The organism is Paracoccus sp. JM45 (assembly GCF_003590715.1).
Lineage (GTDB): Bacteria > Pseudomonadota > Alphaproteobacteria > Rhodobacterales > Rhodobacteraceae > Paracoccus.
Window position 1 is genome coordinate 280529 of record NZ_QQVY01000002.1, and the last position, 13637, is coordinate 294165.

Annotated in this window: 14 protein-coding genes; 9 read left to right on the forward strand and 5 right to left on the reverse strand. The window is 59.9% G+C overall.

All coding sequences use genetic code 11. The features are described from left to right. Positions 1-9 precede the first annotated feature (9 nt). The 5 genes from DWB67_RS05080 (at position 10) to DWB67_RS05100 (ending at position 5953) form a co-directional block, all read left to right on the forward strand. On the forward strand, positions 10-1800 hold the full coding sequence (locus tag DWB67_RS05080; RefSeq protein ID WP_119806428.1) for a sensor histidine kinase: 1791 nt from the start codon (positions 10-12) through the stop codon (positions 1798-1800). 69 nt (positions 1801-1869) lie between these two features. Next, complete coding sequence (locus DWB67_RS05085; RefSeq protein ID WP_119806542.1) at positions 1870-2550, forward strand: paraquat-inducible protein A; 681 nt, start codon at positions 1870-1872, stop codon at positions 2548-2550. Continuing rightward, positions 2547-3203 (forward strand): paraquat-inducible protein A, encoded by a 657-nt coding sequence (locus DWB67_RS05090; protein WP_119806429.1) that lies wholly within the window; start codon positions 2547-2549, stop codon positions 3201-3203. The genes DWB67_RS05085 and DWB67_RS05090 overlap by 4 nt, the downstream gene beginning before the upstream one ends. Positions 3204-3244: 41 nt before the next feature. Beyond that, complete coding sequence (locus DWB67_RS05095; RefSeq protein WP_119806430.1) at positions 3245-5299, forward strand: intermembrane transport protein PqiB; 2055 nt, start codon at positions 3245-3247, stop codon at positions 5297-5299. Between the two features lie 3 nt (positions 5300-5302). Then, positions 5303-5953 (forward strand): membrane integrity-associated transporter subunit PqiC, encoded by a 651-nt coding sequence (locus DWB67_RS05100; protein WP_119806431.1) that lies wholly within the window; start codon positions 5303-5305, stop codon positions 5951-5953. 36 nt (positions 5954-5989) lie between these two features. Here DWB67_RS05100 and DWB67_RS05105 read toward each other — a convergent pair whose 3' ends face one another. From DWB67_RS05105 to DWB67_RS05115, 3 genes are all read right to left on the reverse strand, one after another. Beyond that, on the reverse strand, positions 5990-6769 hold the full coding sequence (locus tag DWB67_RS05105) for a 3'(2'),5'-bisphosphate nucleotidase CysQ (RefSeq protein WP_119806432.1): 780 nt from the start codon (positions 6767-6769) through the stop codon (positions 5990-5992). Beyond that, entirely contained in the window at positions 6756-8120 is a 1365-nt protein-coding gene (locus DWB67_RS05110) for a TldD/PmbA family protein (protein ID WP_119806433.1), read from the reverse strand. The genes DWB67_RS05105 and DWB67_RS05110 overlap by 14 nt, the downstream gene beginning before the upstream one ends. Before the next feature lie 72 nt (positions 8121-8192). Further along, positions 8193-9743, reverse strand: a complete 1551-nt coding sequence (locus DWB67_RS05115) for a DUF2125 domain-containing protein (RefSeq protein ID WP_182911494.1) — start codon at positions 9741-9743, stop codon at positions 8193-8195. Between the two features lie 75 nt (positions 9744-9818). On the opposite strand from DWB67_RS05115, the gene DWB67_RS05120 reads away from it, so the two are divergent. Continuing rightward, positions 9819-10433: an enoyl-CoA hydratase/isomerase family protein gene (locus tag DWB67_RS05120; protein ID WP_119806543.1), complete on the forward strand. Its 615-nt coding sequence runs from the start codon at positions 9819-9821 to the stop codon at positions 10431-10433. Here the strand turns inward: DWB67_RS05120 and DWB67_RS05125 are convergent. Further along, the gene (locus DWB67_RS05125; RefSeq protein WP_119806435.1) at positions 10424-10765 is read right to left on the reverse strand and encodes a DUF2853 family protein; all 342 of its coding nucleotides are present in this window, start codon (positions 10763-10765) and stop codon (positions 10424-10426) included. The genes DWB67_RS05120 and DWB67_RS05125 overlap by 10 nt on opposite strands. 227 nt (positions 10766-10992) lie before the next feature. Here DWB67_RS05125 and DWB67_RS05130 point away from each other — a divergent pair, with 227 nt between their 5' ends. From DWB67_RS05130 to DWB67_RS05140, 3 genes are read left to right on the forward strand one after another with little or no spacing between them, the layout of a single operon-like run. Then, positions 10993-11754, forward strand: a complete 762-nt coding sequence (locus DWB67_RS05130; protein WP_119806436.1) for an amino acid ABC transporter substrate-binding protein — start codon at positions 10993-10995, stop codon at positions 11752-11754. A gap of 1 nt (position 11755) precedes the next feature. Next, positions 11756-12430, forward strand: coding sequence for an amino acid ABC transporter permease (locus tag DWB67_RS05135; RefSeq protein ID WP_119806437.1), 675 nt, complete (start codon positions 11756-11758; stop codon positions 12428-12430). Continuing rightward, positions 12427-13167 carry an amino acid ABC transporter ATP-binding protein gene (locus DWB67_RS05140; protein WP_119806438.1) on the forward strand — a complete coding sequence of 247 codons (741 nt, stop codon included), beginning with the start codon at positions 12427-12429 and terminating at the stop codon, positions 13165-13167. The genes DWB67_RS05135 and DWB67_RS05140 overlap by 4 nt, the downstream gene beginning before the upstream one ends. Here the strand turns inward: DWB67_RS05140 and DWB67_RS05145 are convergent, their stop codons facing one another. Continuing rightward, positions 13168-13596, reverse strand: coding sequence for a hypothetical protein (locus DWB67_RS05145; protein WP_119806439.1), 429 nt, complete (start codon positions 13594-13596; stop codon positions 13168-13170). Positions 13597-13637: the final 41 nt, after the last annotated feature.

Here is a 13637-nt window from a genome sequence, read left to right on the forward strand (position 1 = left end):
GGGCGGGACATGCTGAGGCGCATCACGGACCGGTTGGAATTTACGCGGCGCCTCGGGTTTCGTCTGGGTGCGCTGCTGTCGGTTGCCATTCTGCCCATCGGCCTGATTTCGCTTGTCCAGAACCTGCACCTGTCACAAGAGGCTGAACGCAGCGCCGAAATTGCCCTGTTAGGCCGGACAGCTTCGGCGGCTTCGGGTGAACGGGCTTTGCTGCAAAGCGCCTTGGGTTCTGCTGATGCCTTGGGGCCTGCCGTTCTGGAAACAATGGATCGGCCCGAACAATGCGCCGAGCTTTTGCGAAATTTTGTCCAGCGCAGCGGCACTTATTCCCACGCAGGTTTCGTTCCGGTGAACGGTTTCATGCAATGCAGTTCCGACCCTGACGCGTTGGAAGGGTTCGATCTGGCGAACAACAACGTCTATAAGGAATTTCTGGCGTCGCCCTCGACATGGGTCACGTCGGTCCGGCGCGGGGCTGTCACGGGCAAGGCCGTCGTGGTCGTGATGCAGCCGCTGTATCGTGATCGCGAACTATTGGGATATGTCTCGCTTTCCCTGACGCAGGAATTGCTGCGTTCTACGCATTCGATGAACTTCGGCACCGAAGGCGCACGGATCATGACGTTCAACAGCCGTGGAACGGTCCTGAACGGTGATGATATCGCTGCCGAAGATACAAACGACCTTTTGCCCCGCGATCAGGACCTTGTCAGCCTGCTGGACAAGGGTGAGGCCACATTCCGTGCCACCTCGAACGGCAATGAAACCCGCGTTTTCACCGTTGTCCCTGTCATTCCGGGCCTTGTCTACGCCCTTGGCAGCTGGAGCCCGCAAACCGCAGGCGTAGGTGTTTTCCAATTGTCACGCTTCGGGGCCGTGCTATTGCCCGCTGCCTTATGGATCGTTTCGCTGGCGGTGGCCTATTTCGCAGTCTTCCGGCTTGTACTGCGTCATATCACCGTTTTGCGCGGGCAAATGCGCCGTTTTGCCATCGGTAACCGTGAAAGTGCACCCCCCGTCCTGCAGGACGCCCCGACAGAAATTGCCGATGTCAGTCAAACTTTCCACAATATGGCCCGCATCCTGATCCGCGACGAAGAGGCGATGGAAAAAGCCGTCGCTGAAAAAACCGTTCTGCTGAAAGAAGTGCATCACCGCGTCAAGAATAACCTTCAGCTGATCGCCTCGATTATCAATATGCAAAGCCGGTTGATCGACGATCCTGATGCCAAGCGTGTGCTGCGGTCGGTTCAGGACCGTGTGGCGGCGTTGGCGACAATCTATCGCAACCTGTATCAGGCCGAACAGCTGGACGCGGTCAATGCCGACAGTCTGATCACCGATATCATCAGCCAGCTTGCGAATGTGTCACAGGATTCGGGCCGCAATCTAAAGGTGACAGCCGATATCCAGCCGCTGACCATGCTGCCTGATCAGGCCGTGCCACTGACCCTGCTGGCGACCGAGGCATTTACCAATGCCCTGAAATATGCCGGACGCGGTCCTGATGGCGAAGGCGCATGGGTCAAGGTGTCGCTGACGTCCCCCAAGCCGGGCATCGGTGTGCTGGAAATCGCCAATTCCCTTGGGGACGGTGCTGCGGAACGCGGCACGGGTCTTGGCAGCCAGTTGATCGAGGCATTCTCGATGCAGTTGGAAGGTAATGTCGAAACACAACATCTTGAAGATCGCTACAGTCTGTCGATGTCCTTTAAACTGGCACAGGGCAGTCATCCGCATGCAGGCGAGACCCGCAAAGTCGTCCTGACCTCGGCTGCGCGGGCAGGATCGCGTCACTAACCGGTCAATTCTAACCCGCGCTGTCGTGGCATGCTTGCGCCGTCGCTGTGGTGGTTTATCTTGGCGGTTATGAAAAACGAACAAAGCTATGATCTGGCGACAGGACGCGGGCTGGTGGCCTGCCCCAATTGTGACGCCCTGCATGTCGAGGAAGATCTTGAGCTGGGGGAAACCGCACGCTGTATCCGTTGTGGAACGGTTCTGGCAAAACCGCGCGAGGGGGCGTTCGCACAGCTGATTGCGCTGTCCTTTACCTCGATGGTGCTTCTGGTGGGGGCTGTCTTCTTTCCCTTTCTTCAGGTGTCGGCCATGGGCTTTGGTAACGCCAGTTCCCTGTTCGACGTCGCATTGGCCTTTGCTGACGGTGTTCTGCTGCCCTTGGTGATTGCAGTTCTGGCCATGATCATCGGCCTGCCGATCACCCGCGCCTTCCTGTTGGTCTATGTGCTGGCACCGCTGGCCAAGGGGCGTGCGCCCTATCGCCACGCGGCCCGTGCCTTCCGCTGGTCCGAAGTGATGCGCCCCTGGTCCATGGCCGAGATTTTCGTGATCGGCACGGCAGTCGCTCTGGTCAAGGTCGCCGGTCTGGCGTCGGTCCATCTGGGACCGGCCTTCTGGGCGTTCTGCGCCCTGATCTTCGTCAATATCGCGTCAAAAGCCTTCATGTGCCAGACCTGCATCTGGGACGCGATCGAGGATGCGGGCCAAGCCACCGAATTCGAACCCAAACAGACAAGGGTCAAGGTATGAGCGCGCCTTCCGAACACAGCGGTCCCGTCATGACCGCCCATCGCGCAGGTCTTACCGGATGCCACAGCTGCGGTCGCGTTTGGCCGCAAGACCATACCAAATGCCTGCGCTGCGGTACGCATCTCAGCCCGCCGGACCGCCGCAGTCTGCAAAAGGTCTGGGCCTGGCTGATTGCCGGACTGATCATGTACATCCCTGCGAACCTGTTCCCGATGATGAGCACGCAGACATTTGCCGGTCTTGCAGGCAATTCGGAATCCACGATTCTTGGCGGCGTGGTCGAACTGATGCATCACGGCAGCTATGATATCGCGATCATCGTATTTGTTGCCTCGATCATTGTGCCGGTCGGGAAATTCATTGCCATCGCATGGCTGGCGATTGTGGCGGGACGCCCTGCCACCGTCGATCAGGCCCATACGCGGCTGAAAATCTACGAGGTGGTCGAATTCATCGGGCGGTGGTCGATGATCGACGTCTTTGTCGTCGCGATTCTGTCGGCGCTGGTCCAGTTGGGCTTTATGGCCTCGGTCCATCCCGGACCTGCGGCAGCGTCATTTGCGCTGTCGGTTGCCTTCACAATGCTTTCCGCGCAAAGCTTTGACGCGCGATTGATCTGGCGTGGCCTGCCATTGCGATCAAGAACCGGCTAATACGCCCTGAAATCACCAAGACGGCCAAGGACAGCAAATAGATGACTGACAAGCCAGAGCCCCTGAAACCGGCAAGTCCGGTCCGAAAGACCGCTGCGCGTGCGGCCCAGGCGGGCGTGAACGTCATCTGGATCGTGCCCATTGTCGCGTTGATCGTAACTTTGGGCATCGCATGGAATTCCTTTCGTGACCGCGGCAGCCTGATCGAGATCGAATTTGCCGATGCCACAGGGATCACCCCCGGCGACACCACCCTGCGTTTTCGTGAAATTACCGTAGGTCAGGTCGAAAGCGTCGCCTTTAACGATGATCTGTCCAAGGTCATTGTGTCAGTGCGCGTGGACGGCGATGTGGCCCAATATATCGACAGCGACGCGTCTTTCTGGATCGTACGGCCACAGGTCAGCGCACAGGGCGTGACCCGTCTGGATACCGTCCTGTCGGGGGCCTTTATCGAAGGCTATTGGGACGCCGACGTGCAACAGACTGCGACCGAATTTACGGGCCTGCAGCGTCCGCCGCTGGTCCGTGGCGATCAGGCGGGCACATGGGTCAAGCTGTCCATGCCAAGCGCCGACGGCATGAGCGAGGGCGCACCTGTCCTGTTCCGCGGTGTCGAAGTCGGTCGCGTCGAAAACATCCGCCTCTCCGAGGAGGATGACAGCGTTCTGGCCGATGCCTTTATCGAAGCACCCCATAACGCCCGCCTGACCACAGCCAGCGTCTTCTGGGACACTTCGGGGTTTTCGCTGTCTTTGGGGGCACAAGGGATCAGCTTCAACGTGAATTCGCTGTCGTCGGTTCTGCAGGGCGGCGTTGCCTTTGATACCATCGTCAGCGGTGGCAACCCGATCGAGGCGGGGCATGAATACCCGATCCTTGCCGATGAAAGCAGCGCCCGCAGCACCTTGTTCGCGACCGATGACAACGACCGCCTGCGGGTCGGCATGTTGATCGACGATTCACTGCAGGGTCTGGAAAAAGGCGCTGATGTCCAGTTCAAGGGCCTGCGGATCGGTCAGGTCACCGGACTGGCGGTCAATGTCGCCACCGATGATTCCGACAACGCCGAGGTCAAGCAGCTGGTGACGATGGCAATTTCTCCGCGCCGGATGGGTCTGCCTGATGATGCCACAGCCGAAGACGCCTTGGCCCTGCTGACCAATGAAGTCGCCGAAAGCAGCCTTCGCGCCCGCGTGGCCAGTGCAGGTTTCTTGGGAACGTCCTTGATGGTCGAACTGGTGCAGATCCCCGGTGCGGAGCCTGCCACAGTCGATGCGACGGCTGAACCCGTTCCGCTGATCCCCTCGGTCGAGGGTGATCTGGATGATTTCACCGCCAGCGCGCAGGGTCTTGTGAACCGCATCGGCAACCTTCCGATCGAGGAATTGCTGAATTCGGCCCGCGATGCCTTGGACAGCGTAACGGCTTTGGCCAGCAACGAAGACACCCGTGCGATCCCCACCGCCCTACGCAAGGCGATCGAGGATGGCAGTGTCGCACTGTCCGATATCAGCGGCATCACCGGCGATCTGCGTGAAGCCAATAGCGGCGAAACCATCGCCCGCATGCTGGATGAGGCGTCATCGGCCTTTAAAGCCATCACCGATGCTGCGGTCGATATTCCCGAAATGGTCGACCAGATCGACGTCGCCGCCGCCTCGGTCGAGGAATTCGGCTTTGCCGAGGTCAGCGTTCAGGTCGAAGGCATCCTTGCCGATTTGCGCGCCATGCTGGGCAGCGACGATGCCGAAGCCCTGCCACGCAACCTGTCCAACACGCTGGAAGCAGCCAGTGGTCTGTTAAACGATCTGCGTGACGGCAATGCGGCTGGCAGCCTGAACAACGCCCTGGATTCGGCCAGCAGCGCTGCCGATGAAATCGCCCGTTCGGTGCAACAGCTTCCGCAGCTGATCCAAAGCCTGCAAACCACCGCAGCACGGGCCGATACTTTGTTTGCCAGCTATGGCAGCCGGTCGGCCTTTAACAACGAACTGATCAGCGCCCTGCGCGAACTTAGCCGCGCTTCGGCTTCTTTCGGCTCGGTCGCGCGGCTGATCGAACGCAACCCCCGCGCCTTTATTCTGGGACGATAAGACATGACGAGACTTTCCCTTCGCCTGCCGCTGGTCGCCCTGTCAGGGCTTGTTCTTCTGGGGGCATGTTCCGATCCTGAAAAGACCGGTCGTTTCCTGATCGATCCGCCCACCCAGAATGTGCGCGTTGCCAACCGCCTTGGCACAGCCGAACTCAAGGATGTGTCCCTGCCGGAATATGCGTCCGATCAGGAAGTCGCGTTCCAGACGGCGGATGGTGCCGTGCGGTCGAACCCGAAGAACCTTTGGGCGGACACACCTGCGCGTTCTTTCACCACCACGCTGGCACGCGCCATCAGCGATGTGTCCGGCGCAACGGTCATCGGCGAACCATGGCCACTGGCCGAACCCCCCGCCCGCGTGTTGGAGGTTCGGGTCGAACGTGCCCTTGCACAGGCCGATAACACCTATCGTCTGTCGGGTCGTTATTTCGTGTCCGATGACGGGCTGAATGGCAGCGGTGCAAACCACGCGCGCAGCTTTGACATCCGTGTGCCGATGGCAGCCCAAACCCCCGAAGCAACGGCCACTGCCGCAAGCGAGGCGATTTCACTTCTGGCCCAGCAGATTGCAACCCTGTCTGGGCCGGGTGCGACCATTGCCACCAAACAGCCCGCGCAAAGCGATCCGTTCAACCTGCCGCCTTTGTTCTGAAGATAATGCGGGGGCCGGAAACGGTCCCCTTTTTTATCAGGCCAATGTGTCCTGCAGCTGTCGATGCAGCTTTGGCCCTGCGACGATCAATCCGTCAACCTGTGCGCGGGGGCTGTTGAATTGCATGGGCTTGCCACGGCGGTCGGTGACATGCGCCCCCGCCCGTTCGGCAATCAGGCTGCCTGCAGCAATATCCCATTCCCACGCCGCACGCAGCGACAAAGCGGCGTCAAAGCGCCCCTCGGCTGCCAGTGACAAACGCCATGCCAGCGATGACCGGAATTCCCGTTTGAAGGGCGGCATCACGCCGCTGCGCCAGTATTGGGCATCAGAAATGGCGCGATAGGTCAGCACCTTGGCCCCGTCGATATCGGGATCGGTGGGTGAAATCGGCTGGCCATTCAGCAAGGCGGGACCGTTTGCGGTGGCGGTATAGGTCAGATCCAGCACCGGCAGGTGAACGACCGCCGCGATAATGCGGGCACCATCTGAAATGGCCAATGAATGGGAAAAGCCGTCCTGTCCGTCGATAAAGACACGGGTGCCATCAATCGGATCGACGATAAAGCAATGTCTGGCATCCAGTCGGGCGGGGTCGCTTTCGCTTTCCTCGGACAGCCATCCGTAATCAGGGCGGGCGCTGCCCAGTATTTCCAACATGGCGTCATTGACCGCCAGATCAGCTTCGGTCACAGGGCCTGCATCGCCGCCCTTGTCCCAGACCTCGGGGTTGCGACGCCAGTATTTCATGGCAATGACGCCCGCGTCCTTGGCGGCGCGGGTCAGCAGGTCAAGATCGGCATCAGGCCCCTGCAACGGTCATCCCCTGCACCAACAGGCTGGGCACCTGAACGCCGCGCCACGGCAGGGCGTCATCGGCGGCAATCAGCGTCATCAGCATGTCACGCAGGTTGCCAGCAATGGTGCATTCGTTGACGGCATGGGTGATCTGGCCGTTTTCAACCCAGAAGCCCGCAGCGCCCCGTGAATAATCACCCGTCGTGCCGTTAATCGAGGCCCCCAGCATCGAGGTGACGACAAGCCCGCGCCCCATCTGCGAAATCAACTGGTCCTGCGTGACATCACCGGGCGTCAGGATGACATTACCGTGGGTGGGCGACGGCGATGATGCCATCCCGCGTGCTGCGGATGCCGTGCTGTCCATACCCAGCTTGCGCCCTGTGGCCAGATCCAGCGTCCAGCCCTGCAAGACGCCATTGCTGACGATATTGCGCGGACGCGTTGCTAGCCCTTCGGCGTCGAACGGACGGGACGAGGGGTATCCGACGCGCAAGGGATCCTCGGACAGGGTCATATGTTCGGGCAGGATCAGTTCGCCCATGTCCTTACGCAGCCAGCTGGCCCCGCGGGCAATGGCCGATCCGTTCACTGCTGACAACAGATGCGCGATCAGCGACGATGACACGCGGCGGTCAAACAGGATCGGAAAGGCACCGGTGGGCGGCTTTTTCGCACCCGCCCGCGCCAGCGTGCGTTCGGCGGCCAGCAGGCCGATTTCCTCGGGGGTGGGCAGATCGGCGGCGTAAACGCGGGATTCGCCAGCATAGTCGCGCTCCATCCCCGTACCTTCGCCTGTGATGGCGACGGTGGACAGGACATGGCCGGTCCGCGCATAGCCACCCGAAAATCCGTTCGAGGCCGCCATCCACATCCGCCGGTGGCTGTAGCTGGCATTGGCGCTTTCGATCTGGCTGATACCCTTGACCGACAGGGCGGCCGCTTCGGCGCGCATGGCCATATTCTGCAGATAGGCGGGGTCCGGTTCGGGCGCGTCATCGCAGATTTTCAGGCTGTCGGCATTGCGGATGGTTGCCAGCTGATCGGGGTCGGCAAGGCCAAGATAATCATCGACCGGTGCTTCACGCGCCATGGCGACGGCACGGGCGGCCATCTGTGCAATGGCCTCATCTGAATGGTCCGACGATGATACCGCCGCCTGACGCCCGCCAATCAGCACCCGCAGGCCGATGTCGATGCTTTCGGCACGTTCCGCCTGTTCCAGCACGCCCCCGCGCACATCGATCCCGACCGATCGGCCATCGACAGCCAAAGCATCGGCCTGATCTGCGCCAGCGCGTTGCGCGGCGCTGATCAGCGCCTCGGCCAAAGACTTCAGGCGGTCGGGATTGGCAGGGGTCGCGGTCATGCAGCACTCGTCTATATTGCGAAAAATGGCCAGGGGCCGCGACCATCAAGACCGCGGCCCGTTGTCTGATGGTTACTTGACCTGCTGGCCGTTTGCAAAGATAGAGCCGCCTTTGCGGAATTCCAGCTCGGTCGTCAGGGTTTCGGGGTCGCCTTCGGCAGGGCGTGCGAACATCGCCAGCATCATGCGGATGCCCATCATCTGCTGTTCGGGGGCAAGGCCCATGGCGACGGCATTGTCCAGCAGACCGTTAATACCCGTGAAGGTGCCGTTGATCTTGCCGACCGGCTGGCTGGGATCATCGCCGAAGGTCAGATCACCCGTCACATCCGCCGTCGCACCCACGGCGTCCAGCGACACATCCTTGATGGTCAGCGCGCGTGGCAGCAGGGGCGTTGTTTCGGATTCGCTGAAATCGGGGGCGAAGAAATCCTTGACCATGACGGCCATCCCCTCAAGGTCGACCATCAGGCTGGCCGGATCATGTGGCAGCGTGTTTTGCGGATCGATGGCCTGCCAGATTTCATCGCTGAGGATCAGATCCTTCAGGCCATAGGTCAGGGCAAAGGATTGTTCTTCTTCGGCAGCAAGGACGGGCATCAGGATGCGGAAGCTGTTTTCGGCCACCGAATAGGAAATCGGGAAGGGCAGGTCATCCGAAACCATCTCTGCCGACATATCCTCGGCCTTGCCCTCATAGCTTAGATGGTCCTGATCCATCGACATGGTCACAGTGCCATTGGCGGCGTCAAAAGACCCCGAGGTGTTGCTGGGCTGTTGACCGGGCATGCCAGCTGTTTGCGAGTCGATCGTGCCTGACAATGCCCCCATGGCAAAGCTTGCCTGTCCGGCATAACCCGCCCGCAGCGCACCCGAGGGGTCGGACGCCATATCGGTTTCCTGCGCGGGGGTACTGCCGTTTCCCTGAAAGGTCACGTCCTTCACGGTGATGGCGGATTTGAAGCTGTCCTTGGGGCCGTCGGGATCAACCGGCTTTACAGGCTCGCCGGTTGTTTCGTCATATTGGACCGCGGGGCCTGATGCCGAAATCTGGAAAACTGCTGATCCGACCGAACCTTCGAAGGTCTGGTCCGTTGCGCCGTTATCACCTTCGGATTGCGCCTGCTGCGCCATCAGATCGGTCAGTTTGATCACGACGGGGGTCTTGTTCACCTTGTCCAGCCCCTGACCTTCCATGGTCACCTGCGGTGCGCTGACGCTGTGGTTCATCGCCTCGGGGGTGCCGGTGGTCAGGGTTTCATTGCCGGGGGCGTCGATCTTCATCGCAAAGCCGATGGGGTCTTTATCCTCGGTCTGGCCATGCATCTCCAGATCCATCTGCCCTTCGATCACCGAACGCACATCACCGCCGCCGGTCTGTTGCAGGACAATTTTCGGCACTGTCAGCTTAAGGTCGTGGTCTTTGTCATGGGGCATCAGGACAATGTCGGTGACGGTCAGGGTACCGCCTGCCTCATCCGTGTTACCGACCTGCATCTGATAGCCCATTTCCGTATAGGTTTCGCGCAGGTTGTCCCAGACTTGTGCTGGGGTCACATCGGCAAGCAGCGGGCTTGCACCCAGAACAAGGGCGATGGTCGATGTGGCAATCGGGCGATACATGGCAAAAACCTTTCGGACGCTTGATGTCTGCAGGATTGTTGACACAGTGGCCCCTAAAGGTGAAGGGAACAGTTCGTGATCCACTGCCAGCATACACAGGGTATTTGCCTGCTGACCATTGATCGGCAGGATAAGGCCAATTCGCTGACCGCCGATATGCTGCGCGCATTGACCGCAGCCCTGAAGGTGCCGCACGACACTCGGGCGGTGATCCTGACCGGCAAGGGGCGTGTCTTTTCCGCCGGTGCCGATCTGGACGAAGCACGCGCGGGACTGGCCACGTCGCCCGAATGGGAACGGCTGTCGGCGCGGATGGCCGCAATGCCTTGCCTGACCATTGCGGCGTTGAACGGCACGCTGGCGGGTGGGGCGTTCGGCATGGCGCTGGCCTGCGATATCCGGCTGGCTGTGCCGGAGGCGCGGTTCTTTTATCCGGTAATGAAGCTGGGCTTTCTGCCGCAGCCAAGCGACCCTGCGCGGCTGGTGCATCTGGTCGGTCCGGCACGTGCCAAGGTGATCCTGATGGCAGGCCAGAAAATCACCGCCCCCGAGGCGCTGTCATGGGGGCTGATCGACCGCATCGTCGATCCCGCGGATCTGATGCAGGCAGCGATGGATCTGACCGCAGATTGCGTGACCGCCGCGCCCGAACATGTCGCGGCGATCAAGGCAATGTGCGATCAGGCGTAGGCGGCCTCTTTGCCGAAATGACGGCACAGCATGTAATAGACCACAGCACGGTATTTGCTGCGGTTGCCGCTGCCGTATTGGTCCATCACGGACTGGATCGCACCGTCCAGATCATCGGATTCAGCCAGCCCCAGCTTTTTGACCAGATAGCTGTCGCGAACGCGGGCCACCTCGGATTTGTCGCTGCCGGCGATGGTTTCGGCATCGGCGCTATAGATCGAGGGGCCGCAGCCGATGGTTATTTTGCGCAAAAGATCCATGTCGGGTGTCTGGCCCAGCTTGGTTTCGATATCGCGTGCATATTTGGCGATCAGGTCGTCACGTTTGCCCATCGGCACCTCCCGTTTGCTGTTTGACCTGATCACGATGGTCGCAAGCCAATCATTTATCAAGCGTTTCGGCCATAAGGCGGAACGATGTTCTGTCAGGGCCGTTCTGTGGCGACGGACTGTTTCGGCACGTCGGGTGCCATCCCAAAGATGTCCTTATTTCTGCGCCGCGGCTTGCGACCGGCAGGGCAAGGCCGCATCTAAGGGGCAAGAACACAAGGAGATTTTCGATGCGCCACCTTATCGTTGCAGCCGCTTTGGCCATGACCACCGCCCTGCCCGCCGCCGCTGATACGATCCGTGTCGGCATGTCGGGGGGCTATTTCCCGTTCACCTTTACCCGCGCCGACGAATTGCAGGGCTTCGAAGTCGACTTCCTGAACGCCATCGGCGAAGAAACCGGCGATGACATCGAATTTGTTACTATGTCCTTTTCCGGTCTGATCGGCGCCTTGGGATCAGGTCGCATCGACACCGTCGCCAACCAGATCACCATCACCCCCGAACGCGAGGCGACCTTCGCCTTCACCCAGCCCTATGTCTATGACGGCGCACAGGTTGTTGTTAAAGCGGGCAACGAAGATACAATTTCTGGCCCCGAAAGCCTGAAGGGCAAGTCGGTTGCCGTAAATCTGGGATCGAATTTCGAAACCCTGTTGAACGAATTGCCCTATGCCGATGAAATCGACATCCGCACTTATGAAAGCAATATTACGCAGGACACCGCGCTGGGCCGTGTCGATGCTTTTGTGATGGACCGTGTGTCGTCGTCGCAGGTCATCGCGCAAAGCCCGCTGCCTTTGACGCTGGCGGGTCAGCCGTTTTCGGAAATCCGCAACGCGCTGCCATTCCGCAACGATGACGAAGGCAAGGCCCTGCGCGACCGCGTCGATGCCGCCATCACCACGCTGAAGGAAAATGGCAAACTGGCCGAGATTTCGCATAAGTGGTTGGAAGCTGATGTGACCCAGCCTGCTGCTGCGGCTGAATAATATGCGGGGATTGGACACCGCCTATATGCTGGACCTGATCCCCGTGATCGCCAGCTATGTGCCGCTGACGCTGTTTATGGCGATTATGTCGATGATCGCCGGCCTTGCACTGGCGGCGGTCATGGCGGTCATTCGTGTGATTAAGGTGCCTTATCTGCACCGGATCGTGGCGGTGTTCATCAGCTTCTTTCGCGGCACGCCTTTGCTGGTGCAACTGTTCCTGTTCTACTTCGGCCTGCCGCAACTGGTGTCGGGACTTCAGAATCTAGATGGGGTCAGCGCCGCGATTATCGGCCTGACGCTGCATTTTTCGGCCTATATGGCCGAAAGCATCCGTGGCGCGATCCTTGGCGTCGACCGCAGCCAGTGGGAGGCTGCGGCTTCGGTCGGGATGACCCAAAAGCAGGTGCTGACGCGGATCATCCTGCCACAGGCTGCGCGGACCGCTGCGCCGACCTTGATGAACTATTTTATCGATATCATCAAAAGCACATCACTGGCCTTTACATTGGGTGTGACCGAAATGATGGGTGCCGCGCAGAAAGAGGCCTCTAGCACTTTCCTTTATCCCGAGGCGTTCCTGGTTGTTGCCGTCTTTTATTGGGTCATCGTCGAGACGCTGTCAGCCGGTCAGCGCCGCTTGGAACACAGACTTGGAAAGGCGGTCTCCAGATGAGCTGTCAGATCGACATCAAAGGATTGGTCAAGCGCTTTGGTGATAACACTGTCCTGAACGGCATTGACCTGTGCCTGCAACCGGGTGAACGGATGGCGATTATCGGTCCATCGGGCACCGGAAAATCGACATTGCTGCGGTGTCTGAACTATCTGGATCGACCAGAGGAAGGCCGTATCACGATCGGCGATCTGACAGTCGATGCAGAAAACGCGCAGAAATCCGATATTCTGGCGTTGCGCCGCCGGACAGGCTTTGTGTTCCAGAACTATGCCCTGTTTGCCAATAAAACCGCCCGTGCGAATATTATGGAGGGGCTGACCACGGTGCGCGGCTGGTCCAAGGCACAGGCAACGGAACGTGCCGATCAGATCCTGTCACAGATCGGACTGGGCGACCGTGGCGACAGCTATCCGGCAGCCATGTCGGGTGGGCAGCAACAGCGTGTTGGCATTGGTCGTGCGATGGCGCTGGATGCGGAACTGCTGCTGTTCGATGAACCCACCAGCGCCCTTGACCCCGAATGGGTGGGCGAGGTTCTGGATCTGATCCGCCGCGTTGCCGATGGTCGCCAGACGATGTTGATCGTGACCCATGAGATGCAATTTGCCCGCGAAATAGCGGACAGGATTGTCTTTATGGAAGGGGGTCGGATTGTCGAACAGGGTCCGCCATCACAGATATTCGGGAATGCTCAGGATGACCGGACGCGGGCATTTCTGCGTCGCGTGGGCTGATCACAGCCCTGCGACGTCATAGTAATTCTGTGCGTTGGTGTCGTCGTCAAAACCGATACCAGAAGCAATGATGCAGCTGGTCTGGTCCTGACGGGCAGCAACCAATGTCCAAGTGCCCAATTGGTCCGAACCCCAAAGCTCGGTCCCGTCGACCTGTTCGGCATGAACGGGCATTTCGTTAAAATCATGTTCCAGCGTCTTGGCAATTTCCGCGTCACTGGCACAATAGGGCTGATCTTCGGACGCCTGTTCCGACACGGACAGCGACTGGACGTCGCGCAACAGCGTGGCGGTGTCGGTCCCCTGCATCGCGCTCCAACCCTGAATGGGCTGGTCGGCGGGGGTGGCGGCCAAAGCGGGCATGGCCGTCAACAGCGTCACGCTGCCGACCATTGCAAGGCGGGCGATGCGGGTTGCGGTGCGGGTCATGATATCAGCCTTTCGTTTCGTTCTGTGCGTGTGTTCTGCCA

What these genes read in the sequence shown, in the direction of transcription:
- DWB67_RS05080 (WP_119806428.1), top strand. Translation starts at nt 10, where the DNA reads ATGCTGAGGCGCATCACGGACCGGTTGGAATTTACGCGGCGCCTCGGG.
- DWB67_RS05085 (WP_119806542.1), top strand. Translation starts at nt 1,870, where the DNA reads ATGAAAAACGAACAAAGCTATGATCTGGCGACAGGACGCGGGCTGGTG.
- DWB67_RS05090 (WP_119806429.1), top strand. Translation starts at nt 2,547, where the DNA reads ATGAGCGCGCCTTCCGAACACAGCGGTCCCGTCATGACCGCCCATCGC.
- DWB67_RS05095 (WP_119806430.1), top strand. Translation starts at nt 3,245, where the DNA reads ATGACTGACAAGCCAGAGCCCCTGAAACCGGCAAGTCCGGTCCGAAAG.
- DWB67_RS05100 (WP_119806431.1), top strand. Translation starts at nt 5,303, where the DNA reads ATGACGAGACTTTCCCTTCGCCTGCCGCTGGTCGCCCTGTCAGGGCTT.
- DWB67_RS05110 (WP_119806433.1), bottom strand. Translation starts at nt 8,120, where the DNA reads ATGACCGCGACCCCTGCCAATCCCGACCGCCTGAAGTCTTTGGCCGAG.
- DWB67_RS05115 (WP_182911494.1), bottom strand. Translation starts at nt 9,743, where the DNA reads ATGTATCGCCCGATTGCCACATCGACCATCGCCCTTGTTCTGGGTGCA.
- DWB67_RS05125 (WP_119806435.1), bottom strand. Translation starts at nt 10,765, where the DNA reads ATGGGCAAACGTGACGACCTGATCGCCAAATATGCACGCGATATCGAA.
- DWB67_RS05130 (WP_119806436.1), top strand. Translation starts at nt 10,993, where the DNA reads ATGCGCCACCTTATCGTTGCAGCCGCTTTGGCCATGACCACCGCCCTG.
- DWB67_RS05135 (WP_119806437.1), top strand. Translation starts at nt 11,756, where the DNA reads ATGCGGGGATTGGACACCGCCTATATGCTGGACCTGATCCCCGTGATC.
- DWB67_RS05140 (WP_119806438.1), top strand. Translation starts at nt 12,427, where the DNA reads ATGAGCTGTCAGATCGACATCAAAGGATTGGTCAAGCGCTTTGGTGAT.
- DWB67_RS05145 (WP_119806439.1), bottom strand. Translation starts at nt 13,596, where the DNA reads ATGACCCGCACCGCAACCCGCATCGCCCGCCTTGCAATGGTCGGCAGC.